This window comes from Dankookia sp. GCM10030260 (assembly GCF_042666655.1).
GTDB lineage: Bacteria > Pseudomonadota > Alphaproteobacteria > Acetobacterales > Acetobacteraceae > Paracraurococcus.
This window is the reverse complement of record NZ_JBHTDE010000001.1, coordinates 656042-680486: the sequence shown is the minus strand read 5'-3', so window position 1 is coordinate 680486 and position 24445 is coordinate 656042. Positions and strand designations below refer to the sequence as shown.

Here is a 24445-nt window from a genome sequence, read left to right as displayed (position 1 = left end):
CAAAGGACGCGGCGGCTCGGCGGACAGACTCCGTCCTCGCGCCGCGTGCTGGCCGCAGATGAGGCGAGACCGCGTGCCGCGTCCTTGATCCGGATCAAGCTTGTGTGGGCAGGAAACCGTCATGTTGATATATCGAGGCCGCGCCCACGGGTCCGTGCTCCTGGGGAGGACGCCAAATGAACACCGAAACGCTTCCGCTTACCGATCCGCAGGCCGCGCGCGTGCGGCAGGTCGCCACCGACCGGCCCTGGATCTGGCTGACCGCCGGCTGGCAGGACATGCTCGCCACCAAGCCGATCGCGCTGGCCTATGGCGGCGCGGTCTGCCTCGCCGGCTGGGTGGTCTCGCTGCTGCTGTTCGAAGCCGGGACCCTATGGGCCATCCTGCCCGCCACCTCGGGCTTCTTCATGGTCGGCCCGCTGGTCGCCGCCGGCCTGTACGAGACCAGCCGGCTGCGTGAGCAGGGCATCGCGCCGACGCTCGCCGACATGCTCGCCCCCTTCCGCCGCAACGGCGGGCAGATCGCCTTCATCGGCGTCGTGCTGCTGGTGCTGCACCTGTTCTGGGTGCGCATCGCCGGGCTGATCTTCATGCTGTTCTTCGGCATGAGCGGCATCCCGAGCCTGGAGCGGCTGCCCTATGCGATGCTGCAGTCGGGCCAGCTGCTGCCCTTCCTGGTGATCGGCACCGGCTTCGGCTGCATCCTCGCCGCCGCCAGCTTCGCGGTCTCGGCGGTCTCGATCCCGATGCTGGTCGACCGCGACATCTCGGCGCTGGAGGCGATCACCGTGTCGGTCCAGGCGGTGCTGGAGAATTGGCGGGCGATGCTGCTCTGGGCCGGGCTGATCGTGCTGTTCACCGGCCTGGCGCTGGTGCCCTTCTACCTCGGGCTGGTGTTGGTCTTCCCGCTGGTCGGGCACGCGACCTGGCATGCCTACAAGGATATCGTCATCCGATAGGGCGGATCGGCGGAAGGCGCCCGCGCCCGGACGCCGGGCATCACAGCAGCCAGACCGGGTCCGTCGCCGTCGGCGGAGGCGGGGCCGGGTCGGGCAGCCCGCCCGTCCCGGCCCGCCAGGCGTCGTCGGCGCCGAGGCCATCCGCCACCCAGACCCCGCCCGCCGGCTGGCGGCCGAGCGCTTCCGTGCCCAGCGCCAGATCCACCGCCAGCTGCGCCCGGCTGACGCCCGCCGCCAGCCGACCCATGTCCGCGGCCAGCTCCGCCCCGCTCGGGTCACGGCCGAGCGCGTTGTGGTAGAGCGCCGTCACCGCCGCCGCATCGCTGCCGGCGAGCGCCGGCAGCGATGCGGCGAGGTCCACCCAGGCCACCCCGGATTCCGCCCGCGCCACCAGCCCCCCCAGCGCCTGGGCCTCGGCCGCCTGGCCGCCGAGCGCCTGGACCAGCGCCGCCGCCTGCACCCCGGTGCTGCCGGCGCCGATGTCCTGGAAGCCGTCGGCGAATCGCACGCGCTGCACCGCCGGCAGCACCACCTGGATGCCTTCCCCCAGGATCAGCAATTGCTCCCCATCGCCCAGCGCATCCAGCCGCGCCACGTCGCGGCTCTCGCGCAGGGCCAGCGCGGTGCCGGTATCCACCAGGCCGAAGCCGCCGCGCGTCTCCCCCTCCGGCAGGTCGGCCAGGCGCGTATCGGGGTCCGCCACGCCGATCCAGAGCAGCAAGGCGGCCGACTGGTGGCCGTCCGAGACCTCGACGATCAATGGCCGCTGCGGCATGTCATCCAGCCCGAGCGAGATGCCGTCGCGCAGCTTCAGCACGCCGTCCACCACCTCGAAGCGCCAGGCATCGTCGTCGCCGAAGGTGAAGCGGAAACCGCCGGCGGTGTCGGGGTCGGTGACCGCCAGCCGGCCGATCACGGCGCCGATCGCCCCCGCCACCAGCGTGCCGCCGCTGGCGAAGCCCAGCGCGGTCGGCGCCGTGTCGTCGACATCCGTCACCGTGACGCGGCGCCCGACCGGGTCGTCCCAGACGCTGCCATCGGCGAAGCCGAAGCGCAGCGAGAAGCCGAGCACCGGGTCGGCCAGCGACTCGAAATCCACCGCCGCCGCGGGCGTCAGCCGCAGCGCATCCAGCCCCGGCAGCAGGCTGGCGCTGAAGTTCAGCGCCGCCGGCCCGAGCACCTCCACCCAGGCCAGCCCCGCCAGGTCGCCGGACAGCGACAGGGTCGCCACCCAATCCGCCGCGCCGGCATTCTCGGCCAGGCGAGCGGGCAGCACCCCGGAGACCAGCAGATTGCGCGGCATGCGACCTCACTCCCAGGGACGATCCCAGGATATGAGACGCGCGGTGAAAATCCGCTTAACCCCGAGACGCCGTCGCCAGCGGGGAGACCGGTCCCAGCCCTGGATCAGGCCGCCAGCCGCACCGCCATGGCCAGCAGCACCACCCCGTTGAGCGCGAACAGCGCCCCGCCCGCCTTGCGCATCCAGGGGCCCTGCCGGCGCGCGAAGAACCGCCCGAGCAGGGCGACCCCGGTGAGCGCCGGCACCGTCCCCAGCACGAAGGCGATCATCGCCAACCCGCCGGCCAGGGCGCTGCCGCTTCCCGCCGCCGCCGCCAGCGCCGCATAGAGCAAGCCGCAGGGCAGCGCCGAGAGCAGCACCCCCAGCAGCACCCCCCGCCAGCCCGTCGGGTCGGCCAGCAGCGCGCCGATCCGCCGCTCCATCGCCCACGGCAGCCCTGGCGTCGCCAGCCGCGGCACCCAGCCACCCAGGCGCTTCGAGGCCTGCGCCAGCATCAGCACCGCCGCCAGCACCAGCAGCCCCACCAGCACCCAGCGCATGCCGCTGGCCAGGCTCAGCAACCCCGCCGCCCCGCCGGCCAGCGCCCCCAGCGCGCCATAGCCCAGCATCCGCCCGGCCTGGTACGGCAGCAGCGCGGCGCCGGCCAACCGCTGCAGCCGCCCCCCGCCCGCCCCGGCGCCGGTCGCCGCCTGGGCCAGCACGAAGGGCGCACACATGGTCGAACAATGGCTGACGCCCCCCGCCAGCCCGGCGAGGAACAAGGCCCCCAGCAACGCGGGCAATCCGCCGGGTCCGAGGGCGGCCAAATCGTGCAGGCAATCGGCAAGCATGCCGCTGACCTAGCCGATGCCGGCCGGGCCTGGCATTGCGGCGGCGCAAGCGGATCGCGATAGGGTCACGGTGTAACGACGCCGCGGCCGATGCTAGGCTCGGCCGCACAATGGGAGGACCACCATGAAAGCCATCACCCTCGCGGCCCTCGCCGCGCTCGCCCTCGCGCCCGGCCTGGCCCCGACCCGCGCAAATGCCCAGCCGGCGCAGATGAGCTTCTTCGTCACCAGCGCCAATCCCGGCAAGGGCGGCGACCTCGGCGGCCTCGCCGGCGCCGATGCGCACTGCAAGGCGCTGGCCACCGCCGCCGGCGCCGGCAACCGCACCTGGCGCGCCTATCTCAGCACCCAGGGCGCCAATGCGGTGAATGCCCGCGACCGGATCGGCCGCGGCCCCTGGCGCAATGCCAAGGGCGAGGTCGTCGCCAAGGACCTGGCCGACCTGCACGAGGGCGCCGCCGGCCTGACCAAGCAGACCGCCCTCACCGAGGCCGGCGCCGTCGTCAACGGCCGCGGCGACACGCCGAACATGCACGACATCCTCACCGGCACCCAGGCCGACGGCACCGCCTTCCCCGCCGGCGACGACCGCACCTGCGCCAACTGGACCAGCAGCGATGCCGGCAACGCCATGGTCGGGCATGCCGACCGCATCGGGCTGAACGACTCGGCGCCGATGAAGTCCTGGAACACCTCGCATCCGTCGCGCGCCTGCAACATGGACGCGCTGAAGGCGACCGGCGGGGCCGGGCTGATCTACTGCTTCGCGGCAGACTGACGAAGAAAGCGCAGGGGGAGGTATCCCCCTGCGCCCCCTCTATATCTGTGGGATCTGTGGGTTTGCCGGCAGGCCTGCCGGGCCTACATCACCGGCATGAGCCAGGCACCACTCGCAGTCACCATGGGCGAACCGGCCGGAGTCGGCGGGGAGATCGCCGTCAAGGCCTGGCACCTGCTGCGCCATGCCGGGCCGGGCTTCTTCCTGATCGATGATGCCGACAGGCTGACCGGCGCACCGATCCGGCGGATCGAGGCGCCGGAACAGGCCGCCGCGATCTTCGCCGAGGCGCTGCCGGTGCTGCACCGGCCGCTGTCGAAAGCCTCGGTCCCGGGGAAGCTCGACCCCGCCAATGCCCCCGCCGTCATCGCCGCGATCGACGAGGCGGTGGCGCTCGCCAAGGCCGGGCACGCCGCCGGCATCGTCACCAACCCGATCCAGAAATCGGCGCTCTACGCCGCCGGCTTCGCCCATCCCGGCCATACCGAATACCTCGCCGAGATCGCCGGCACCGGGGTCCCGCCCGTCATGCTGCTCGCCTGCCCGGAACTCCGCGTGGTGCCGGTGACCATCCACGAGCCGCTGAAGCAGGCCATCGCCCGCCTCACCCCCGGCCTCATCGTCGAGGTCGCCCGCCTCGCCGCCGCCGGCCTCAGGCGTGACTTCGGCATCGCCGCCCCGCGCCTCGCCATCGCCGGCCTCAACCCGCATGCCGGGGAGGACGGCACCCTCGGCACCGAGGACCGCGACATCGTGGCACCGGCCGTCGCCGCCCTCCGCGCCGAGGGGATCGACGCCCGCGGCCCGATCCCGCCCGACACCATGTTCACCGCCAAGGCCCGGCCGGGCTACGACGTGGCGCTCGGCCTCTATCACGACCAGGCGCTGATTCCGATCAAGACGCTCGACATGACTGGCGGGGTGAACGTGACGCTGGGCCTGTCCATCGTCCGCACCAGCCCGGACCACGGCACCGCGCTCGACATCGCCGGCCGCGGCCTGGCCGACCCTGGCAGCCTCGTCGCCGCCCTCCGCCTCGCGGCCGAGATCGCGGCCCATCGCCAGAAGGCAACCCCATGACTCCGATGCGCCTTTCCGTGAACATCGACCATGTCGCCACCCTGCGGAATGCCCGCGGCGGCGACTTCCCCTGCCCGGTCGAGGCCGCCCGCATCGTCATGGCCGCCGGCGCCGACGGCATCACCATGCATTTGCGGGAGGACCGCCGGCATGTCCGCGACCAGGACCTGCACCGCGTCGCCGCCGAGGTCGAGGCCCGCCTCAACTTCGAGATGGCGGCGACCGAGGAGATGGTCGGCATCGCCACAAGCCTCCGCCCGCCGGCCTGCTGCCTGGTGCCGGAGAAGCGCCAGGAACTGACCACCGAGGGCGGGCTCGACGTCATCGCCGCCGGCCCGGCCCTGGCCGAGGCGGTGAAGCGCCTGGCCGGCGCCGGCATCGAGGTCTCGATCTTCATCGAGGCCGACCCGCGGCAGATCGAGGCCGCGGCCCGAATCGGCGCCCAGGCGATCGAGCTGCATACCGGCACCTATGCCGATGCCGCCGCGGCCGACCGCCCGCCGATCCTGGCGCGGCTCAAGGCCGGCGCGGCGGCGGCCGCCGCCGCCGGCCTGCACTGCCATGCCGGCCATGGCCTGACCTATGAGACGGTCGGCGCCATCGCCGCCATGCCCGAGGTCACGGAGGTCAGCATCGGCCATTTCCTGATCGGCCAGAGCATCTTCGAGGGCCTGCCCGCGGTGGTCCGACGCTTCCAGGCGCTGATCGCGGCCGAGCGAGGCGGCCTGAGGATCTGAGGCGGCAAAACCCCACGATTCCTCTCAATCCGGCTCAGGATGATTGAGGCCGATCCGGCCCCGATCCGGCCCGGGCCAGGCCGGGCGCGGGTTTCCCGCCGCTCCGGTTGGGGAATTGACGATGTGAGGAATTGAAGCGCGCCCTCGGCGGCGCGATCGCCCGGCCCCGGTCGGCGGCCGGGCATGGCTCCGCCCCTGGCGGTGCCAGCCTGGCATGATCTAGGAATAAAAGCCAGAAATCCTTGCGCGCGGCCCGGCGGTGCCGCTACGCCATGCCGGACGAGGCGGGTCACCGGCAGCGCCTCCGCAGGTCGGGCACTCCGCCGGAGCACGCGCCCCGCGGATACGGAACGGGGCGGCGCCGTCCCCGGCACCGCCCCGCCGGTCGCACCGCATCGCCAGGTCAGCGGCGGCGTGGCGAGGCCGTGTCCCGCAGCGCCAGCAGGCTGGTCGGCGCCTCCGCCGGGCTGCGGGTCAGGGTGCGATCGTCGCCGCCGCCCTGCAGCGTGGCGAAGGCCGCCTGGCCCTGTGTGCTGCGTGGCGCGTAGGTCACGCTCCCGTCGTCGCCGCCGCCCATGAGCAGGGCCGTGCCGCCGCCGGCCAGGTTGTCCCGCAAGCCACCGGTCCACAGCACCTCGAAATTCTCGCCGCCCTGCAGGACCTGCATCTCGTGCGCGGTCCCGGGCTGGGTCAGGCCGAACAGTGCGGCCAGGGCCACAGCGGGGGTCAGCTTGCGCAACATGGTCGTCTCTCCTTCAATGGCGGTCCGGACTGGCCCCGCCGACGAGCGGACTATTGCCTTTCGAATGCCAGGATTGCTGTGCCGCTGGGCACAGCGCGCGGGGGCGCTGGCGCCGGGCGCCGCCGCCGCGCAGGATGCCGCCGAGGCAGCACGACGGAGAGCCCATGCGACCGCTGGAATTCGGCTGGTACCTGCCGAGCAACGGCGACACCACCCGCTACGCGGAAGGGACGAACGTGGTCCCCGCCGGCACCCCGATGTTCGACCGCGTGGTGTCCGCCGCCGAGGCCGCCGGCTTCGCCTACATGCTGGTGCCCGTCGCCACCGCCTGCTGGGAGGCCTGGGTGACCACCGCCTTCCTGGCCGGGCGCTCGGCCTCGATCCGCATGCTGGTCGCGGCGCGGCCGGGCTACGTCAACCCGGTGATGCTGGCGAAGATGGTGACGACCTTCGACCAGCTCACCGGCGGGCGCGTCGCGGTGAACCTGATCGCCGGGCAGTCGGAGGCGGAGAATGCCGCCGACGGGATCAGGTACGGCAAGGAGGACCGCTACGCCCTGATGGCGGAGGAGGTCGCCATCATGAAGGCGCTGTGGACCGCGCGCGGCCCGATCGATTGGGACGGCGCCTTCCACACCCTGCGCGGTGCCCGCGTCATCCCGCCCCCCTTCCAGCAGCCGCATCCGCGCTTCTACCTCGGCGGCGGCAGCGCCCAGGCCTGGGCGATCTCGGCGGAACATGCCGACGTGCATCTGTTCTGGGGCGACCGGCCGGAGACCATCGCCGGCCAGATGGCCGAGATCCGCGCCCTGGCCCGCGACCATGGGCGGGAGGATGCCCTGGGGTTCGGGATGCGCCTCCAGATCATCTGCCGCGAGACCGAGGCCGAGGCCTGGGCCGCGGCGGACGACCTCGTCCGCGGCGTCGGCGCCGAGCGCAGCGCCGCGGTGCGCGCCAACGTGGCGAATTCGGTGGCGAACCAGCGGGTGCAGGCGCTGCTGGCGGAAACCGGCGGGCTGATCGCGCCGAACCTCTGGGCGGGGCTGGCGAAAGTACGCCAGGGCGCCGGCGTCGCGGTGGTGGGCGACCCGGGGCAATGCGCCGCGGTGCTGCAGCGCTTCATCGATATCGGCTGCCACAGCTTCTGCCTGTCGGGCTACCTGCACGACGAGGAGGCGGAGCGGTTCGGGCGGCTGGTGCGGCCGATCCTGGCGGCGCGGAATGCGGGGCGGATGGCGTAGGGAAGCAAGGCCAGGGAGGACGCATCCTCCCTGGCCCCGCCTCCATTGGTCTGGCCTGGCACCCGCCGCGCGGCGGGTGCCAGGCCCACGAAAAGCAAAGCTTGGGTCGGACGCATGCGTCCCACGGGGAGGACGTGCCTTTTCCTCCCCGAGCGTCTGTCGCTTCAGCCCACCGGCCTGAAATCGTAGGTCCCGACCCCCTGCAGGATGGCGAAGCGTGCCCTCCCGCCGTCCTGGCCGGTGACGCGATGCGCGGTCGCGGGCGGCACCGCATGCATCTGGCCGGGCTGCAGCACCGTGACGGTGTTCGGCGCGCGGGTCTCGATCACCATCGGGCCGTCCATGCACCAGAAGGTGTCGGTCACCTCGGAATGCCAATGCCAGGGCACTTCCTGCCCCGCCGCCAGGGTCAGGATCTGCATGCGCAGGCCGGTGGCCTCGGCGACCAATTCGCGCTTTTCCAGCGGGTACATCGCGGTCACTCCGTCGGTGGGTGGGTGGCGAGCCAGTGGCGGGCGATCTCGGCGCGGCGGCAGACCCAGACGTCGCGGTGGCGCGCCACGTGGTCGAGGAACCGCTCCAGCGCCGCGCCGCGGCCGGGCCGGCCGGCGAGGCGGCAATGCAGCCCGACCGACATCATCTTCGGCGCCCTGGCGCCTTCCCGCAGCAGGAAGTCGAAGCTGTCGGTCAGGTGCCGGGTGAAGCCGTCGCCCGAGGTGAAGCCGGGGGGGACCGCGAATTTCATGTCGTTGTTGTCGAGCGTGTAGGGCACCACCAGCAAAGGCTTGCCGGCGCAGCGGACATAGTAGGGCAGGTCGTCGGCATAGCTGTCGCTGTCGTACAGGAACCCGCCATGCTCGGCGACCAGCCGCCTCGTGCGCAGGCTGATGCGGCCGGTGTACCAGCCGACCGGCTTCGTCCCCGTGGTGCGCTCGATCACCGCGACGCAGCGGGCGATCTCGGCGCGCTCGACCTCCTCCGGCACGGTGCGGTAGTCGATCCAGCGCCAGCCGTGCGACGCCACCTCGTGCCCCGCCTCGGCGAAGGCGCGCGCGACGGTGGGGTTGAGTTCCAGCGCCCGGCCGACGCCGTAGACCGTGAGCGGCAGGCCGCGCTCGGCGAAGAGCCGCAGGATGCGCCAGACGCCGGCGCGGGCGCCGTAGTCGAACTGCGTCTCGGTGCTCAGGTCGCGCTCGGGGCGGGCGGCGCCGCCGGGGACCTCGTGCAGGTACTGCTCGCTGCCGGCATCGCCGTTGAGCACGGTATTCTCCGACCCCTCCTCGTAGTTCAGCACGAAGGAGAGGGCGAGGCGCGCCCCGCCGGGCCAGCGCGGGTCGGGCGGGCTGGCGCCGTAGCCCAGGAAGTCGCGGGGATGCTCGGTCTCGGCGGCGAGGACATGCGAAGCGTCGTTCATGCCGGAAGGGTCGGCCCGCGCGCCGGTCGCGGTCAAGCCGGCGGCGGCAGGTCCTTGGCGAGCTCGAGCGCATAGGGCTGGAACCCGGCGGCCCGATAGGCCCGCTCCGCCAGCAGGTTCCCCGCCAGCAGGCCGATCATGATGCGCGTCGCGCCCCGGGCGGCGGCGAAGGCTTCCGCCTCGGCCAGCAGGGCGCGGAAGATGCCGCGCCCGCGCGCCGCGTCGCGCACATAGGCGTCGCTGACATAGGCGATCGCGCGCCGGTCCGCCGCGACATAGGCCGGCATGGTATCGAGGGTCAGGCAGAGATGGCCGACCACCTGCCCGCCGGCTTCCGCCACCCAGGCCGCCCCGCCGGTCGCGGCGACGCGGCCAAGGATGTGGTCGAGGCTGGCCGCGGCCCCGTCCGGCGCCAGGTTGCGGTCGCCGGAGAAGGGCTGCTCGTGCAGGTTGAGCGCCGCCGCGTGTTCCAGCAGCGCGGCGCGGTCGGCCGGCCGCAGGGGGCGGACCAGCACCGCCGGACCCGCCCCCCGCGCCATCTCAGTTCTTCGCCTTGTCGACCAGGGCGTTCTTCTTGATCCAGGGCATCATGGCGCGCAGCTTCTCGCCGACGTCCTCGATCTGGTGCTCGGCGAGCTTGCGGCGGGTCGCCTTGAAGCTGGCCTGGTTCACCTTGTTCTCCAGCATCCAGTCGCGGGCGAACTTGCCGGTCTGGATGTCGGCCAGCACGCGCTTCATCTCGGCCTTGGTCTCGGCGGTGATGATGCGCGGGCCGGTCACGTACTCGCCGTACTCGGCGGTGTTGGAGATCGAGTAGTTCATGTTGGCGATGCCGCCCTCGTAGATGAGGTCGACGATCAGCTTCACCTCGTGCAGGCACTCGAAATAGGCCATCTCGGGGGCGTAGCCGGCCTCGACCAGCGTCTCGAAGCCCGCCTTGATGAGCTCGACCAGGCCGCCGCAGAGGACGGTCTGCTCGCCGAACAGGTCGGTCTCGCATTCCTCCTTGAAGGTGGTCTCGATGACGCCGGCGCGGCCGCCGCCAATCGCGCTGGCATAGGAGAGCGCGATCTCGAGCCCGTTGCCGGACGGGTTCTGGGCAAGCGCCACCAGGCAGGGCACGCCGCCGCCGCGCTGGTACTCGCTGCGCACCGTGTGGCCCGGGCCCTTCGGCGCGATCATGAAGACGTCGAGGTCGGGGCGCGGGTCGAGCAGGTTGAAGTGCACGTTCAGGCCATGCGCGAAGGCCAGCGCCGCGCCCTGCTTCATGTTGGCGTGCAGGTGGTCGCGGTAGAGGTCGCCCTGGCCCTCGTCGGGGGTGAGCACCATGATGACGTCGGCCCACTTCGCGGCCTCGGCGGGCGGCAGCACCTTGAAGCCCGCGGCCTCGGCCTTCTGGGCGGAGCCGCCGGCGCGCAGGCCGATGACGATGTCCTTCTGCCCGCTGTCGCGCAGGTTCATCGCATGGGCATGGCCCTGGCTGCCGAAGCCGATGATGGCCACCTTCTTCGACTTGATGAGGTTCACATCCGCATCGCGGTCGTAGTAAACGCGCATGGCTGCGCTACTCCCTTTCTCTCTACAGGATAGTCGTCTCAGGCCTGCAGGCTGCCGGGGCCGCGCGCGATGGCGACGACGCCGGTGCGCGAGACCTCGGTCAGCCCGATCGGCCGCATCAGGTCGATGAAGGCGTCGAGCTTCTCGCCCGCCCCCGTCATCTCGAAGACGAAGCTCTCGGTCGTCGCATCCACCACGCGGGCGCGGAAGGCATCCGCCAGGCGCAGCGCCTCCATCCGGTGCTCGCCGCGCCCCGCCACCTTGATCAGCATCATCTCGCGCGCGAGATGCGGGCCTTCGAGCGTCAGGTCGCTCACCTTGTGCACCGGCACCAGGCGATCGAGCTGCGACTTGATCTGCTCGATCACCATGTCGGTGCCGCGGGTGACGATGGTGATGCGCGACAGCCGCCGGTCGGCATCGACCGGCGCCACGGTCAGGCTCTCGATGTTGTAGCCGCGGCCGGAGAACAGGCCGACGACGCGCGCCAGGATGCCCGCCTCGTTCTCGACGAGCACGGCGATGGTGGCATTGCGCAGGGTGGTCTCGCTGGGGTCGGGCATGATCATTCTTCGGTCGGGGCGTGCATTACGGAAGCTGCCGGGACGAGTCCATCCCCCCGCCGGGGGGATGGCGCCGGATGCCCTAGACCAGGACCTTGCCTTCGTCGGTCACGCCGGCCACCCCGCCCTCCTGGCCCGGGGCCAGGATCATCTCGTTGTGCGCGGCGCCGGACGGGATCATCGGGAAGCAATTCTCGTCCTTGGCCACCGCGATGTCGGCGATGACCGGGCCGGGATGCGCCAGCATCTCGCGGATGCCGGCGTCCAGGTCCTCGGCCCGCGTCACCCGGATGCCCTTGGCGTGGAAGGCATCGGCCAGCTTGACGAAGTCGGGCAGCGCCTCGGAATAGCTTTCCGAGTAGCGGCTGCCGTGCAGCAGCTCCTGCCACTGCCGCACCATGCCCATGTACTCGTTGTTCAGGATGAAGACCTTCACCGGCAGGCGGTACTGCGCAAGGGTCCCCATCTCCTGGATGTTCATCAGGATGCTGGCCTCGCCGGCGATGTCGATGACGAGCGCATCCGGATGGGCGATCTGCACGCCCATCGCCGCCGGCAGGCCGTAGCCCATGGTGCCCAGCCCGCCGCTGGTCATCCAGCGGTTCGGCTTCTCGAAGCCGAAATACTGCGCCGCCCACATCTGGTGCTGGCCGACCTCCGTCGTGATGAAGGTCTCCTGCCCCATCTCGCGGGTGATCTCGTAGAGCCGCTTCACCGCGTGCTGCGGCTTGATGATGCTGCCCTGCTGGACGTATTGCAGGCAGCGCGTCTCGCGCCAGGAGGAGATCTGCCGCCACCAGCCGGCCATCGCCTCGCGGTCCTGCTGGGCGCTGTCTTCCTTCCAGGCCTCGACCAGCGCCGCCAGCACGCGGGCCGCGTCGCCGACGATCGCCACGTCCACCTTGACGTTCTTGTTGATGCTGGACGGGTCGATGTCGGCGTGGATCTTCTTCGAGTTGGGCGAGAAGGCGTTCAGCCGCCCGGTGACGCGGTCGTCGAACCGCGCGCCGATGTTCAGCATGACGTCGCAGCCATGCATCGCCAGATTGGCCTCGAAGGTCCCGTGCATCCCCAGCATGCCGAGGAACTGCGGATCGGTGGAGGGATAGGCGCCGAGCCCCATCAGCGTGTTGGTGCAGGGCATCCCCGTCATGCGGACGAACTCGCCCAGCAGCCGCGACGCTTCCGGCCCCGCGTTGATCACGCCGCCGCCGGCATAGACGATCGGGCGCTTGGCGTTCTTCAGCAGCTTCACCGCGGCGCGGATCTGCGCGGCGTCCGGCTCGGTCATCGGCCGGTAGCTGCGGTGCGCGGTCTTCGGCGCCTCGGAATACGGCCCCTTGCCGATCAGGATGTCCTTCGGCAGGTCGATCACCACCGGGCCGGGCCGGCCGGACCTTGCCACGTAGAAGGCCTCGTGCACCGTGGACGCCAGCTTGCCGATGTCCTTGACCAGGTAGTTGTGCTTGGTCGCGGGCCGGGTGATGCCGGTGGTGTCGGCCTCCTGGAAGGCGTCGTTGCCGATCAGGTGGGTCGGCACCTGGCCGGTCAGGCAGATCACCGGGATGCTGTCCATCAGCGCATCCACCAGGCCGGTCACGGCGTTGGTCGCGCCCGGGCCGCTGGTCACCAGCACCACGCCCACCTTGCCAGTGGAGCGCGCATAGCCCTCGGCCGCGTGGACCGCCGCCTGCTCGTGCCGCACCAGGATATGGCGGATGGCGTTCTGCTGGAACAGCGCGTCGTACAACGGCAATACCGCGCCGCCGGGATAACCGAAGATGACCTCGACGCCCTGGTCCTTCAGCGCCTGGAGGACGATCTCCGCACCGTTCATGGTGCGGGCCTCGGTCGGGGTCTGCAGGGTGGCGGACATGGCGTCTTCCTCGGATGCGGCTCGCCGCCCGGCTTTTCCGGGGCCGGCGAGGCGCGGAGGGTTACGCCCCCTGCTGCGCCGCGTCAACGCCCCCGGTGAAGAAACGCGAAGATTTCCGGCGCTTCGCTTTCCTGAAATTGCGCCTGACTGCCCATTCGCGCATGGATGATATGCGCCAGCCTCGGGTCGGCCAGCGGATGGTGCCGGAACCAGGTCGCCTGGCGCTTGGTATACTGCCCGGTATTCAGCACCGCGCGCTGCCGCGCCGCCGCCAGCGGCACCCGGCCCGCCAGGTGCGCCAGCAACTCCGGCACCCCGTGCGCCCGCATCGCCGGCAGCGCCGCATCGAGCCCGAGCGCGCCGAGCGCCGCCACCTCCGCCAGCGCCCCGCCCGCCAGCATGGCGTCGAACCGTGCGGCGATCGCCGCGCGCAGCCTGTCGCGCGGCGGGTCGAGCAGGACGGCGGCGAAGCGCCAGGGCGCGGGGCCGGTATGCGCACCCTGCCGCTGCCAGGCGGCCAGCCCCCTGCCCGTCCCGGCCCAGACCTCCCAGGCCCGGGCCAGCCGCTGGCTGTCGCCGGGGCGCAGCCGGGCCGCGGTCTCCGGATCCGCGGCGGCCAGCCGGGCATGCAGCGCCGGCGCGCCGATCTCGGCCAGCAGCGCGCGCGCCGCCGCGCGGGCCTCGGCCGGCACCGGTGGCAGCGCCGAGAGCCCCTCGGTCAGCGAGAGGAAATAGAGCCCGGTCCCGCCGCAGAGGATCGGCAGCCGCCCCGTCGCCCGCGCCGCGTCCATCTCGGCCAGCGCCTGGCCGCGCCACCAGGCGACGCTGGCCGCCTCGGCCGCCGGGCGCACGCCGTACAGGCGGTGCGGCACCGCGGCTTCCTCGGCCGGCGTCGGCCGTGCCGTCAGCACCCGCAGCTCGGCATAGAGCTGCATGGAATCGGCGTTGATCACCACGCCCCCCAGCCGCCGCGCCAGGTCCAGCGCCAGCGCCGACTTGCCGCTGGCGGTGGGCCCGGCGACGATCAAGGCCCTGGCGTCGCGTGATTGCGTCATGCCGCACGCTTCGCCATACCGGGCGCCGCATGTCCCAGATCCTCACCCTGATCGCGCCCCCGAGCGGCCTCGGCCAGCCCCATCTGCTCCGCACCCGGGCCGCGCTGCAGGCGCTCGGCGCCGATGCCGGCACGCCGGACTGGCTGGCGCCGGAGGAAGCCGCCGACATCCCCTTCGGCGGGCTGGCGGCGGAACAGGCGATCGCGGTCGCCACCCAGGCGCTCGACGGCGCCGCGGTGGACGTGATCGCCACTGCCGCCGCGGGCCGCCGCAAGCGGCTGCTGCTGGCCGACATGGACAGCACCATCGTCACGTCGGAGACGCTCGACGAGATCGCCGCCTTCGCCGGGCTGAAGGAGAAGATCGCCGGGATCACCCGGCGGTCCATGAACGGCGAGCTCGACTTCCGCACCGCGCTGATCGAGCGCGTCGGCATGCTGGCGGGCCTCGACGTATCCGCGCTGGAGCGGACCTGGGAGGCGACGGAACTCACCGACGGCGCCCGCGCGCTGGTCGCCACCATGCGGGCGAACGGCGCGCATTGCGCCCTCGTCTCCGGCGGCTTCACCTTCTTCACCGGCCGCGTCGCGGCGCTGGTCGGCTTCCATGCGCATTACTCCAACACCCTGGAGATCGCCGATGGGAAGCTCACCGGCAAGGTGGGGGAGCCGATCCTCGACCGCGACGCCAAGCTGGCGGCGCTGAAGCGCCTGGCCGCCGAGCACGCGCTGCCGCTGGAAGCCGCGCTGACGGTGGGCGACGGCGCCAACGACCTGGCGATGATCCAGGCGGCCGGGCTCGGCGTGGCGTTCCACGCCAAGCCGGTGGTGGCGGCCGCGGCCCGGGCGAAGCTCGACCATGCCGACCTGCGCGGGCTGCTCTTCGCGCAAGGCTACCGGGCGGCGGAGATCCTGGCCGGCTGAGGGCAAGGCCAGGGAGGACGCATCCTTTCTGGACCCGCCTCTGTTTTCGTGAGTCTGGCACTCGCCGCGCACCGGGTGCCGAGCCCACGAAAAGGAAGGGAGGGGTTCGGGCAGGGAATCCGTTTCCCTCCCCGACCTCGCTTTCTCACCGGAGCCGCGGCGGTGCCCGCGTCCGCCAGATGACCTGCTTGCCCGGCAGGCCCAGCACGCAGCGCAGCCCGCCCGGGTCCCAGCGCATCTCCAGGCTGCCCTGCAGCTGCCGCACCACCGTGCTCTGGATCAGGCCGGTGCCGAAGCCGCGGCGGTCCGGCGGCGCCAGGATCGGCGGCCCGCCGCGCTCCTGCCAGACCAGCGACAGGCCGTCGGATCTCGGGTCGCGCGACCAGGATACCGAGACATGCCCGCCGCGCACCGACAGCCCGCCGTATTTCGCCGCGTTGGTCGCCAATTCATGGATCGCCATGGCCACCGCCTGGGTCGCGCCCGGCGCCAGGCCGACCAGCGGCCCGTCGAGCTGCACCGCCGCCTCGAGCCCGCCGCCGCCGCGATAGGCCGCCAGCTCCTCGCCCAGCAGCACCTGCAGGTCGGCGCCGTTCCAGTTCTCCCGCGCCAGCAGCGTATGCGCCAGGGCCATCGCCGCGATCCGGCCCATCACCGCCTTCTTGAAGGCAGCCGGATCCTCGGTCCGGGTCAGGGTCAGCACCGACTGCACCACCGCCAGCGCATTCTTGGCGCGGTGGTCGACCTCCCGCGCCAGCAGCATCTTGGCCTCCTCGGACCGCTTGCGCTCGGTGATGTCGACCGCCGAGGGGATGAGGTGGGTGACCCGCCCGGCGCCGTCGACCAGCGGCGCCACCTGGAAGTCGATGGTCATCCGGCTGTCCTCCGCCATCCGCACATCGACATCGAAGCGCGTGGCGGTCCCGGCCGCGGCGGCTTCGCAGGCCGCGCGCACCCGCGCCGCCACGGCGGCGTCGTAGGACCACCAGTAGGCCTCCCAGAAGGGCTGGCCGCGCACCGCCTCCAGCGTGATGCCGGCGGCCTCCAGCGGCGCCCGGTTGGCATCCAGGAGGGTGCCGTCCGGCGCCAGCACGCCGACGAAGGCGAAGAGGTTGTCGAGCACCCGGCGCAGCATCGCCTCACTGTCGCGGATCGCCGCCTCGGCCTGGACCCGCTCGGTCACGTCGCGCACCAGACTCGCGACGCGGCCCGGTCCCGGGGAGAAGATGCGCTGGTTCAACCAGCGCCCGGTTGACCCCGCCATCCCCTCGATCGCGTGCGGCTCGCCGGTCTCGGCGACGCGGACCAGCGCGGCGAACAGGTCCTCCGCCATGTCGGGGAACAGCGTCCGCAGGCTGCGGCCGATGCAGGCCGCGGGCAGCCGGCCGGTCAGCCGGTCGATCGCGTCGTTGCGCTCCAGCAGGCGGAAGTCGGCGATCGCGCCGGCCGCGTCGGGCAGCGCCTGCCAGAGCGTGAAGCCCTCCTCCATGCGCTCGAACAGGGTGCGGTAGCGTTCCTCGCTGCCGGCCAGCGCCGCCTCGGTCGCCTTGCGCACGGCGATGTCCTCGATCACCGAGACGAAGCGGTCCGGCCGCCCCATGGCATCGCGCAGCAACGAGACGGTGAGGTTGACCCAGATCGTGCCGCCATCGGCGCTGAGGTAGCGCTTCTCCATCGCATAGATCTCGATCGTCCCGTCCAGCAGCGCCTGCCCCTGCTCCAGGTCGGCGGCCAGGTCGTCCGGATGGGTGATCTGCCGGAAGGTCAGGCCCAGCATCTCCTCACGGGTGCGGCCGACGATGCTGCAGAAGCGGTCGTTCAGCCGCAGCCAGGTGCCGTCCAGCGCGACATGGGCGATGCCGACCGCGGCCTGTTCGAAGGTGGCGCGGAATTCCGCCTCGCTCGACGCCAGGGCATGTTCCGCCTGCTGCCGGGCGGAGATGTCCTCGATGACCGAGATGAGCCGCCGCGGCGCCTCGTCGGCGTCGCGCAGGATCGAGACGGTGAGGTTGACCCAGACCGTGCCGCCGTCCGGCCGCAGGTAACGCTTCACCCGCGTGTAGTGGCCGTCGCTCGCCTGCTTCAGCGCCTCGACCCGGGCCAGTCCCTCGGCGCGGTCGTCCGGGTGGGTGAGGTCCCACATGCTGCGGCCGAGCAGTGCCTCGCGCGGCTGGCCGGTGATGGCGCAGACCCGGTCGTTGACCTGCAGCCAGGTGCCGTCGAGCGAAAGTTGGGCGATGCCGACCGCGGCATGTTCGAAGGTGGCGCGGTGCAGCGCCTCGCTCTCGGCCAGCGCCCGCTCGGCGGTGATCCGGTCGGTGACGTCGCGCAGGATGCCGGTGACGAAGCGCTCGCCGCCGGCCTCGAAGCCGGCGACCGAGGCCTCGATCCGGAAGGTGCTGCCATCGGCGCGGCGGGCGGTCAGCGTCCGGCCCGGCGCCATGGCCCGGGCACCCGGCGCCGCTACCATCCTGGCCAGCCGCGCCGCGTGCTGCGCCCCCTCCCCGGCCGGCATCAGCACGCCGAGATCCTGGCCGACCAGCGCCTCCGGCCCGGGATGGCCGAACATCCGCGCCGCCGCCCGGTTGGCCGAGACGATGACGCCCTCCTGCGTCGCCACGATAATCGCGTCCAGCGCGGAATCGACCACCGAGCGCAGCCGCGCCTCGCTGACGCGCAGCGCCGCCTCGGTGGTGTCGCGCACCACGCTCAGCACGCGCTGGCCGTTCCCGTGGACCGGGTCGCGTTCGGCGACGATGCTGCGGAAGGCGATCCAGCGCCAGGCGGCACCGATGCGGACGCGGAATTCGATCGCCATCAGGCCTTCGCCGCCGGCGACCAGGGCGTCGCGCGACGCCTCGCGCCTGGCCCGGTCGGCCGGGTGCACGGCCTCCCGCCAGGCGGCGAATTCCGCCCCGTCATAGCCCAGCCAGACACCGGCCGGGAGCAGGCCGCCGGTCATGGCCGACGCCTGAGCGTCCAGCCGCAGCCGGTTGCGGGCGAATTCCTGCTCCCAGATGCCCAGGCCGGCGCCTTCCAGCGCCAGCCGCAGCCGCGCTTCGCTCTCGCCCAGCGCCTCCCGCGCCGTATGCAGGGCGGAGACGTCCGTAACGCCCTCGACCACCGCCACCGGCCGGCCGGCGGCGTCGCGGCGCAGCGCCTTGTGCGCGGCGACCACCACTTCCTCGCCGTCACGGCGGCGGTGGCGCAGCTCGCCTATCCAGGCGCCGTCGCGTGCCAGCGCCGCATCGACCTCGGCGCGGGGGACCGGGAAGACGGTGCCGAGCAGCGCATGCACGTCACGCCCCATCGCCTCGGCCGCGGTCCAGCCATAGAGCAGCTCGCAGCCCTTCGACCAGAAGCGGATGGTGCCGTCGACGTCGCGTGCCATGCAGGCGGCCAGGTCGAGCGTCGCCAGCAGATCCTGCAAGCGCGCCGCGTTGTCGGCCAGCGCCGCCGTCGCCATGCGGCGGTCGGTCACGTCCTGGCAGGAGCCGACCACCCGGCGGATCCGGCCGCCGACGTCCGGCTCGGGCGAGGCCAGTTCCTCGACGATGCGCACCGAACCATCCGGGCGGAGGATGCGGTGCTCGGTCCGGTAGGGCCGGCCGCTGCGCAGCGCCGCCTGCATGCTGGCCTGAACCCGTTCGCGATCGGGCGGCGGCACGGCGTCGAGGAATGCCGCGATGGAGATGCCGGCGCCGGGCGACAGGCCGAAGATGCGGTAGGTCTCCTCGGTCCAGCGCAGGCTGCCGGAGCCGGGCTCCGCCGGGTCGCCGATCTCCCAGGTCCAGCCGCCGACGCCGGTCAACTGCTGCGCGGTGGCGAGCATCGCCTCCTTCTCGGCCAGCGTGGCATAGGCGTGGCGCTCGGCCTCGGTGCGGCGGCGCAGCGCGGCCTCGGCGGCGGCGAAGCCCTGGCGCAGCGCCTCCAGCTCGGTCACCGGGACCGGCGGCAGGTCGGCCGCGGTGCCACGGCGGCGCTCCGGGTCGAGCGCGACGCCGCGGGCATGCGCCGCCAGCCAGCCGAGCGAGCGGAGCAGCCGCCGGGCGAGCAGCGAGGCGAGGCCGCCGGACGCCAGCAACGCCAGGCCGATGCCGCCGGCCATGCCGAGCAGCGGCCCCTGCCAGCTGGCGCGGTAGGTGGCGTAGGGGACCGCGACGGTCGCGGTCCAGCCCGGCGCCGTTGCCAGCGCGGCGGTGGCGAAGAGCTTCTCCTCCCCGTCCAGCCCGGTGCGGCGGAAGATGCCGTCGGCGCCACCGAGCAGCGCCTTGATCTCGGGCAGCAGGACGGTGCCGCGGAAGCGGCCGTCGGAGCGGGCGATGACGGCGCCGGCGGCATCGAACAGCGTGGCGGTGGCGCCGGCCTCCAGCCGCTGCGCCGCCAGCATCGCGTCGAAATGTTCGGGGTCGAGCGAGCCGCCGGCCGAAAGGGCGGGCGGCTCGCCATCGGCGCGCGGCACCGGCACCACCACGGCGACCACCGGCCGGCGGACCAGCGGTCCAGTCATCAGGTCGGAGACCACCGGGCCTTCCTGCCGGATGGCGGCGCGCAGCACCTCCGCGACGATGCCGGTCTCGGGCAGCGGGGCGCCGGGCGTCACCTGGTGATGAAGCAGGAAGCGGCCTTCGGCATCCCCCACCGCGATCCGCATGCCGGTCACGACGGCGACCCGGCCGGCATGCGCATGCGCCGCGACGGGGTCGGCGATGCGGCTGCCGTCGCCGAAGGCGGGCGAGGTTGCGAAGGCGGTCAGCGATTCGATGCGGCCGCGGATATCGGCGTCGATCGCCAGCGACAGGGCGCGGGCGGTATCGCGCAGCCGTGCCTCGAAGGCGTTGGTGTAGGCCTCCGCCGCGCTGCCCAGTGCCAGGCCGCCGGCGGCCAGCACCGGCAGCAGGGCGGCGAGCAGGATGCCGACCAGGTGCCGGCGGAGCCCGAGCGGACGCCGGCCCGGAGCGGCAGGACGCGGCGTCTGCCAATCGTCGCTCGGCTGCAAGCGGTCCTGGTCGAGCAACGAATCGGGCATGGGCTGGGATGACACCGCGGAATGCGTGGCGCTGCGCGGGGCCGGAATTGCCCCGGAAAGAGATGAACTAAAAAAGTTCTATCCCACAGGATAATTATATAATATTTGATATTCAACGCCTGCTCAAGCAATGCGTGAGGCAGTGCCGAGCTTTCTGCCCGAGCCGGCCGGGAACGGCTGCGGCAGCTGGATGCGACAGCATTCCGGCTGACCAGGCAGACCGATGCCCTGCCAAGCGGCAGCGGTGACTATCGATGGTGCCTGCCGGAACCGAATGCCGGCCCGGAACGACGATCGCCGCCCGGGCAGGAATGCCGGACGGCGAGATCGGTAGGGCGCCATGCGGTCAGGCGCCGCTGGCGCGGGACATCGGCTGCAGCCCGCGGCCAGACGCCGCGGGCGCCGGCATCAGCCCGGACTGCCCTTCTCGCCGCGCAGCCGCAGCGGCACGAAGCGCTGGCCCTGCGCCGTCTCGATCAGCAGCAACGCGGTCGGCCGGTTCTGCTTGCGCAGCGCCTCCAGCCGGGCCTGGACCTCCTGCGGGGTGTTCACCCGCTCCTGCTGGACCTCGACGATGATGTCGCCGGGCCGCAGCTCGCGCTCGGCGGCCGGGCTGTCCGGCGCGACCTCCATGATCACCACGCCCTTCTGTTCGGGCCGCAGCGAGAAGCGGTCGCGCGCCTCGGGCGAGATCGGACCGACCCGCAGGCCCAGCCCGGAGAGCTCGGTCGGCCGGTTGGCCGGCGGCGGGGTGGCGGCGGCCTGCTGCACCTCGCCCGGCAGCTCGCCGACGGTGACCTGCAGGGTCTGCTCCTTGCCGTCGCGCCAGACGATGACCGGCACGGCGCGGCCGACCGGGGTGTCGGCGACGATGCGCGGCAGGTTGCGCATCTCCTTCACCTCCGCGCCGTTGAAGCGCAGCACCACGTCGCCGTTCTTGATGCCGCCCTTGGCGGCCGGCCCGTCCTCCTGCGCCCGCGCCACCAGGGCGCCGCGGCCGCCACCCTTCAGGCCGAGGCTCTCGGCGATCTCGTCGGTGACCTGCTGGATGTTCACGCCCAGCCAGCCGCGGCGGACCTTGCCGCCCGGCTCCTGCAGCTGTGCGGTGATGTTGCGCGCGAGGTTGGAGGGGATGGAGAAGCCGATGCCGATCGACCCGCCCGAGGGCGAGTAGATGGCGGTGTTGATGCCAACCACCTTGCCTTCCAGGTTGAACAGCGGCCCGCCGGAATTGCCGCGGTTGATGGCGGCGTCGGTCTGGATGAAGTCGTCGTAGAGGCCCTGGCGGATGTCCCGGCCGCGTGCCGAGACGATGCCGGCGGTCACCGTCCCGCCCAGGCCGAAGGGGTTGCCGATCGCCAGCACCCAGTCGCCGACCTGCGCGGTGTCGCTGTCGCCGAACTGCACGGCGTGCAGCGGCTTGTCGGTCTCGATCTTCAGGACCGCGATGTCGGTGCGCGGGTCGGTGCCCAGCAGCTTGGCGCGGATCGAGGTGTTGTCCGAGAGGATGACGTTGATCTCGTCGGCGCCGTCGATGACGTGGTTGTTGGTCACCACGATGCCGCTGGTGTCGATGATGAAGCCGGAGCCCAGCGACTGGGCGCGGCGCGGCCGCTGCGGCTGGGCGGGGCCGCCGGGGCCGCCGGGCCCCTGCCCCTCGGGCCGGTTCTTGTTGAAGAAGTCGCGGAAGAATTCCTCGAACGGGCTGCCGGGCGGGGCCTGCGGCAGGTCCGGCGCGTCCGGCCGGTTGGCCCGGGCCTGGACCGACTGGGTGGTCGAGATGTTGACCACCGATGGCAGCAACTGGCGGGCCAGCGGCGCGAAGGAGGACGGCGCGTCGCGCATCGGCACCGCCGCAGGGGCATTCTGCGGCGCGGCATCGGCCGGCGCCGGAGCCGGCTGGCCCCCCGCCGCCAGCGGCAGGGTGGCGAGGAGGGTGGCCAGGACGGCGGGGGAAAGGCGCATCGGGGGATCCTCGACAGCGGATAGGGGGAACGGGGTGAACGCCGTTCGTGGTCAAAGGCTCGGTCACGGGGGGGCGTGCCGGCCATCGCGCCGGCACCCGTGCCCGGCGCGCGGGCTGCCCCGCGCGCCGGTCGTTCAGCGGGCGTGGCGGGTCACCGCGCCGCCGGCACCCCGTCAGGCGAAAGGTTGCGGAAATACTTAAAGAAATCGCTATCGGGGCTCAGCAGCATGCGGGACTCGCCGTCCGAGAAGGCTTCCCGCCAGGCCTGCATGGTGCGCCAGAACTGGTAGAAATCCGGGTCCCGCTGGTAGGCCCCGGCGAAGATCCGGATGGCGACCTGCTCGCCCTCGCCGCGCAGCGTCTCGGCGCGCGACTGCGCCTCGGCGATCAGCACGGTGCGGTCGCGCTCGGCCGCGGCGCGGATGCGCTGGGCCTGCTCGGCACCCTCGGCGCGCTGCTCCCGGGCGACGCGTTCGCGTTCCGACTGCATGCGCGAAAGGATGGCCTGGGTGTTCTCCTCCGGCAGGTCGGCGCGGCGGATGCGGACATCCGTCACCTCGATCCCGAAGCTTTGCGCCTCGGCATTCACCCGCTGGCGGATCTCGCCCATCACCCGGGCGCGGTCGGCCGAGAGCACCGACAGCAGCGGCTCGTTGCCCAGGGTGTTCCGCAGCGAGGAGGAGACGATCGGGCCGAGCCGCAGCCGGATGCCGGCCTCGGTCGCACCCACCGTCTGGTAGAAGCGCAGCGGGTCGGTGATGCGGTACCGGGTGAAGGTGTCCACCACCAGCCGGCGCTGGTCGCCGAGAATGACCTCCTGCCCCTGCGCGTCGAAGTCCAGCAGCCGGCGGTCGAAGCTGATGTTGGTCTGGATGAAGGGGATCTTCCAGTTCAACCCGGGCTGGTCGGCGACGCGGATCGGCTGGCCGAACTGGGTGATCAGCACCTGTTCGGTCTGGTGCACCGCGAACAGCGACGACGCCGCGGCGAGGACGAGGCCGCCGAGCAGGGCGGCGCCGATGATCAGGCGGTTCATCGGGCGGCTCCCTGCGGGCGGCTGTTGACGAAGGGCGGCGGCCCCGAGGCGGCCGGCGCTGCCGGGGCGGGGCGACCGCCGGCCCGGGCCGTGTCGCCCAGGTTCAGGAAGGGCACCAGGCCCTGCAGCCGGTCGTCGACGATGACCTTCGGGTTGCGCCGCAGGATCTCCTCCATGGTCTCGATGTACAGGCGCCGGCGGGTCACGTCGGGCGCGGCGCTGTAGGCGCCGAGCACGCTGACGAAGCGCGCCGCCTCGCCCTTGGCGCGGGCTTCCTGGCTGTCGCGGAAGCCCTGGGCCTCCTGGATCATCCGTTCGGCCTCGCCGCGGGCGCGCGGGATGATGTCGTTGCGGTAGGCCTCGGCCTCGTTGCGCTGGCGCTCGCGGTCGGCCGCGGCGCGCTGCACGTCGCGGAAGGCCTCGATGACCGCGGCCGGCGGGTCGACCTTCTGCAGCTGGACCTGGGTGATCGCGACGCCCGCCTTGTACTGGTCCATGATCGCCTGGGTCCCGGCGCGGACCTGGTCCTCGATCTGGCCGCGCGCTTCCGTCAGGGCGGGCTGGATCGGGGTGCGGCCGATCACTTCCCGCATCATGCTCTCGGCGGCGGACTTGATCGTGTTCTCCGGGTTGCGGGTGTTGAACAGGAAGTCGCCGGCGTCGCGGATGCGCCAGCGCACCACGAAATCGATGTCGATGATGTTCTCGTCGCCCGTCAGCATGAGCGATTCCTCCACCACGTCCCGCCCGACCGGGCCGCGGACCGAGGCGGCATCGCCCGAGCGGAAGCCGATGAAGACCAGGTTCTCGGTCGTGACGCGCGGCGTTTGCACCGATTCGATCGGCCAGGGGATGTGGTAGTTCAGGCCGGGGCCGGCGGTGCGGTTGAAGGCGCCGAAGCGCAGCACCACGCCTTCCTCGTCCGGCTGGACGCGGTAGAAGCCGCTGGCGGCCCAGAGCCCCACGACGATCAGACCGAGGATGGCGAGGCCCTTGCCGCCGGCGCCGCCCACACCGCTCGGGATGACGCGGCGGACCGCGTCCTGCGCCTGGCGGATCAGATCGTCGAGGTCGGGTCCGGGTCCGCGGCCGCCGCCACCGGGTGGGGTCGGCGGAGGCGACCCCCAGGGCCCGCCCGGTCGGGGATTACCCCAAGGGCTGGGTCCGCCGTTGTTCAGCGCCATGGATCGAGCCGGCCTCCATTTGTCGTTGGTCTGGATCTGCGTGTTCTGCACCGGGTGCCCGCGCCCCGGATAGGGGCTGGATGCCACGGCGGTGCCCGTCCATATCACGCCAGGGCGGGGCGACGCGAACGCGCCCCGACCGGCGTGCCGCGGGTTCGGGCGATATTGTTGG

Annotated in this window: 20 protein-coding genes; 6 read left to right on the top strand and 14 right to left on the bottom strand. The window is 72.4% G+C overall.

The features are described 5' to 3' along the window. Positions 1 to 176: 176 nt before the first annotated feature. The gene (locus ACFQS7_RS03320) at positions 177 to 959 is read left to right on the top strand and encodes a DUF2189 domain-containing protein (protein WP_380065589.1); all 783 of its coding nucleotides are present in this window, start codon (positions 177 to 179) and stop codon (positions 957 to 959) included. A gap of 40 nt (positions 960 to 999) precedes the next feature. Here the strand turns inward: ACFQS7_RS03320 and ACFQS7_RS03315 are convergent, their stop codons facing one another. Both ACFQS7_RS03315 and ACFQS7_RS03310 read right to left on the bottom strand, forming a co-directional pair. Further along, positions 1000 to 2262: a hypothetical protein gene (locus tag ACFQS7_RS03315; protein ID WP_380065588.1), complete on the bottom strand. Its 1263-nt coding sequence runs from the start codon at positions 2260 to 2262 to the stop codon at positions 1000 to 1002. Positions 2263 to 2366: 104 nt separating this feature from the next. Next, positions 2367 to 3035, bottom strand: a complete 669-nt coding sequence (locus tag ACFQS7_RS03310; protein WP_380065587.1) for a sulfite exporter TauE/SafE family protein — start codon at positions 3033 to 3035, stop codon at positions 2367 to 2369. 181 nt (positions 3036 to 3216) lie between these two features. Between ACFQS7_RS03310 and ACFQS7_RS03305 the strand changes: the two genes are divergently transcribed. From ACFQS7_RS03305 to ACFQS7_RS03295, 3 genes are all read left to right on the top strand, one after another. Beyond that, the gene (locus ACFQS7_RS03305) at positions 3217 to 3870 is read left to right on the top strand and encodes a hypothetical protein (protein WP_380065586.1); all 654 of its coding nucleotides are present in this window, start codon (positions 3217 to 3219) and stop codon (positions 3868 to 3870) included. Between the two features lie 96 nt (positions 3871 to 3966). Beyond that, positions 3967 to 4950 carry a 4-hydroxythreonine-4-phosphate dehydrogenase PdxA gene (gene pdxA, locus ACFQS7_RS03300; RefSeq protein WP_380065585.1) on the top strand — a complete coding sequence of 328 codons (984 nt, stop codon included), beginning with the start codon at positions 3967 to 3969 and terminating at the stop codon, positions 4948 to 4950. Between the two features lie 5 nt (positions 4951 to 4955). Then, complete coding sequence (locus ACFQS7_RS03295) at positions 4956 to 5687, top strand: pyridoxine 5'-phosphate synthase (protein ID WP_380065584.1); 732 nt, start codon at positions 4956 to 4958, stop codon at positions 5685 to 5687. Positions 5688 to 6090: 403 nt separating this feature from the next. Here ACFQS7_RS03295 and ACFQS7_RS03290 read toward each other — a convergent pair whose 3' ends face one another. Continuing rightward, positions 6091 to 6429 carry a hypothetical protein gene (locus ACFQS7_RS03290; RefSeq protein ID WP_380065583.1) on the bottom strand — a complete coding sequence of 113 codons (339 nt, stop codon included), beginning with the start codon at positions 6427 to 6429 and terminating at the stop codon, positions 6091 to 6093. Positions 6430 to 6593: 164 nt separating this feature from the next. Between ACFQS7_RS03290 and ACFQS7_RS03285 the strand changes: the two genes are divergently transcribed. Next, complete coding sequence (locus tag ACFQS7_RS03285; protein WP_380065582.1) at positions 6594 to 7670, top strand: LLM class flavin-dependent oxidoreductase; 1077 nt, start codon at positions 6594 to 6596, stop codon at positions 7668 to 7670. A 164-nt stretch (positions 7671 to 7834) separates the two neighbouring features. Here ACFQS7_RS03285 and ACFQS7_RS03280 read toward each other — a convergent pair whose 3' ends face one another. The 7 genes from ACFQS7_RS03280 to miaA form a co-directional block, all read right to left on the bottom strand. Then, the gene (locus tag ACFQS7_RS03280) at positions 7835 to 8143 is read right to left on the bottom strand and encodes a cupin domain-containing protein (protein ID WP_380065581.1); all 309 of its coding nucleotides are present in this window, start codon (positions 8141 to 8143) and stop codon (positions 7835 to 7837) included. 5 nt (positions 8144 to 8148) lie between these two features. After that, positions 8149 to 9084 (bottom strand): allantoinase PuuE, encoded by a 936-nt coding sequence (gene puuE, locus ACFQS7_RS03275; protein WP_380065580.1) that lies wholly within the window; start codon positions 9082 to 9084, stop codon positions 8149 to 8151. A gap of 32 nt (positions 9085 to 9116) precedes the next feature. Further along, positions 9117 to 9599, bottom strand: a complete 483-nt coding sequence (locus ACFQS7_RS03270) for a GNAT family N-acetyltransferase (protein WP_380065579.1) — start codon at positions 9597 to 9599, stop codon at positions 9117 to 9119. A 25-nt stretch (positions 9600 to 9624) separates the two neighbouring features. Beyond that, positions 9625 to 10641: a ketol-acid reductoisomerase gene (gene ilvC, locus ACFQS7_RS03265; RefSeq protein ID WP_380065578.1), complete on the bottom strand. Its 1017-nt coding sequence runs from the start codon at positions 10639 to 10641 to the stop codon at positions 9625 to 9627. Positions 10642 to 10679: 38 nt separating this feature from the next. After that, the gene (ilvN, locus tag ACFQS7_RS03260; protein ID WP_380065577.1) at positions 10680 to 11204 is read right to left on the bottom strand and encodes an acetolactate synthase small subunit; all 525 of its coding nucleotides are present in this window, start codon (positions 11202 to 11204) and stop codon (positions 10680 to 10682) included. 82 nt (positions 11205 to 11286) lie between these two features. Beyond that, positions 11287 to 13080, bottom strand: a complete 1794-nt coding sequence (locus tag ACFQS7_RS03255; RefSeq protein ID WP_380065576.1) for an acetolactate synthase 3 large subunit — start codon at positions 13078 to 13080, stop codon at positions 11287 to 11289. Between the two features lie 83 nt (positions 13081 to 13163). Continuing rightward, entirely contained in the window at positions 13164 to 14135 is a 972-nt protein-coding gene (gene miaA / locus ACFQS7_RS03250) for a tRNA (adenosine(37)-N6)-dimethylallyltransferase MiaA (RefSeq protein ID WP_380065575.1), read from the bottom strand. Positions 14136 to 14164: 29 nt separating this feature from the next. On the opposite strand from miaA, the gene serB reads away from it, so the two are divergent. Next, entirely contained in the window at positions 14165 to 15058 is an 894-nt protein-coding gene (serB, locus tag ACFQS7_RS03245; protein WP_380065574.1) for a phosphoserine phosphatase SerB, read from the top strand. Positions 15059 to 15203: 145 nt separating this feature from the next. Here the strand turns inward: serB and ACFQS7_RS03240 are convergent, their stop codons facing one another. The 4 genes from ACFQS7_RS03240 to hflK form a co-directional block, all read right to left on the bottom strand. After that, positions 15204 to 20087, bottom strand: a complete 4884-nt coding sequence (locus ACFQS7_RS03240; protein WP_380065573.1) for a PAS domain S-box protein — start codon at positions 20085 to 20087, stop codon at positions 15204 to 15206. Between the two features lie 408 nt (positions 20088 to 20495). After that, positions 20496 to 22052: a DegQ family serine endoprotease gene (locus ACFQS7_RS03235; protein WP_380065572.1), complete on the bottom strand. Its 1557-nt coding sequence runs from the start codon at positions 22050 to 22052 to the stop codon at positions 20496 to 20498. Positions 22053 to 22204: 152 nt separating this feature from the next. After that, positions 22205 to 23089 (bottom strand): protease modulator HflC, encoded by an 885-nt coding sequence (gene hflC, locus ACFQS7_RS03230; RefSeq protein ID WP_380065571.1) that lies wholly within the window; start codon positions 23087 to 23089, stop codon positions 22205 to 22207. Continuing rightward, positions 23086 to 24273, bottom strand: a complete 1188-nt coding sequence (hflK, locus tag ACFQS7_RS03225) for an FtsH protease activity modulator HflK (RefSeq protein ID WP_380066192.1) — start codon at positions 24271 to 24273, stop codon at positions 23086 to 23088. The genes hflC and hflK overlap by 4 nt, the downstream gene beginning before the upstream one ends. Positions 24274 to 24445 lie beyond the last annotated feature (172 nt).

Coding starts and splice junctions, on each gene's coding strand:
- ACFQS7_RS03280 (WP_380065581.1), bottom strand. CDS start 8,143: ATGTACCCGCTGGAAAAGCGCGAATTGGTCGCCGAGGCCACCGGCCTG.
- ACFQS7_RS03305 (WP_380065586.1), top strand. CDS start 3,217: ATGAAAGCCATCACCCTCGCGGCCCTCGCCGCGCTCGCCCTCGCGCCC.
- serB (WP_380065574.1), top strand. CDS start 14,165: ATGTCCCAGATCCTCACCCTGATCGCGCCCCCGAGCGGCCTCGGCCAG.
- hflC (WP_380065571.1), bottom strand. CDS start 23,089: ATGAACCGCCTGATCATCGGCGCCGCCCTGCTCGGCGGCCTCGTCCTC.
- ilvN (WP_380065577.1), bottom strand. CDS start 11,204: ATGCCCGACCCCAGCGAGACCACCCTGCGCAATGCCACCATCGCCGTG.
- ACFQS7_RS03255 (WP_380065576.1), bottom strand. CDS start 13,080: ATGTCCGCCACCCTGCAGACCCCGACCGAGGCCCGCACCATGAACGGT.
- ACFQS7_RS03240 (WP_380065573.1), bottom strand. CDS start 20,087: ATGCCCGATTCGTTGCTCGACCAGGACCGCTTGCAGCCGAGCGACGAT.
- ACFQS7_RS03315 (WP_380065588.1), bottom strand. CDS start 2,262: ATGCCGCGCAATCTGCTGGTCTCCGGGGTGCTGCCCGCTCGCCTGGCC.
- ACFQS7_RS03285 (WP_380065582.1), top strand. CDS start 6,594: ATGCGACCGCTGGAATTCGGCTGGTACCTGCCGAGCAACGGCGACACC.
- ACFQS7_RS03290 (WP_380065583.1), bottom strand. CDS start 6,429: ATGTTGCGCAAGCTGACCCCCGCTGTGGCCCTGGCCGCACTGTTCGGC.
- ACFQS7_RS03295 (WP_380065584.1), top strand. CDS start 4,956: ATGCGCCTTTCCGTGAACATCGACCATGTCGCCACCCTGCGGAATGCC.
- miaA (WP_380065575.1), bottom strand. CDS start 14,135: ATGACGCAATCACGCGACGCCAGGGCCTTGATCGTCGCCGGGCCCACC.
- hflK (WP_380066192.1), bottom strand. CDS start 24,273: ATGGCGCTGAACAACGGCGGACCCAGCCCTTGGGGTAATCCCCGACCG.
- ACFQS7_RS03235 (WP_380065572.1), bottom strand. CDS start 22,052: ATGCGCCTTTCCCCCGCCGTCCTGGCCACCCTCCTCGCCACCCTGCCG.
- ilvC (WP_380065578.1), bottom strand. CDS start 10,641: ATGCGCGTTTACTACGACCGCGATGCGGATGTGAACCTCATCAAGTCG.
- puuE (WP_380065580.1), bottom strand. CDS start 9,084: ATGAACGACGCTTCGCATGTCCTCGCCGCCGAGACCGAGCATCCCCGC.
- ACFQS7_RS03320 (WP_380065589.1), top strand. CDS start 177: ATGAACACCGAAACGCTTCCGCTTACCGATCCGCAGGCCGCGCGCGTG.
- pdxA (WP_380065585.1), top strand. CDS start 3,967: ATGAGCCAGGCACCACTCGCAGTCACCATGGGCGAACCGGCCGGAGTC.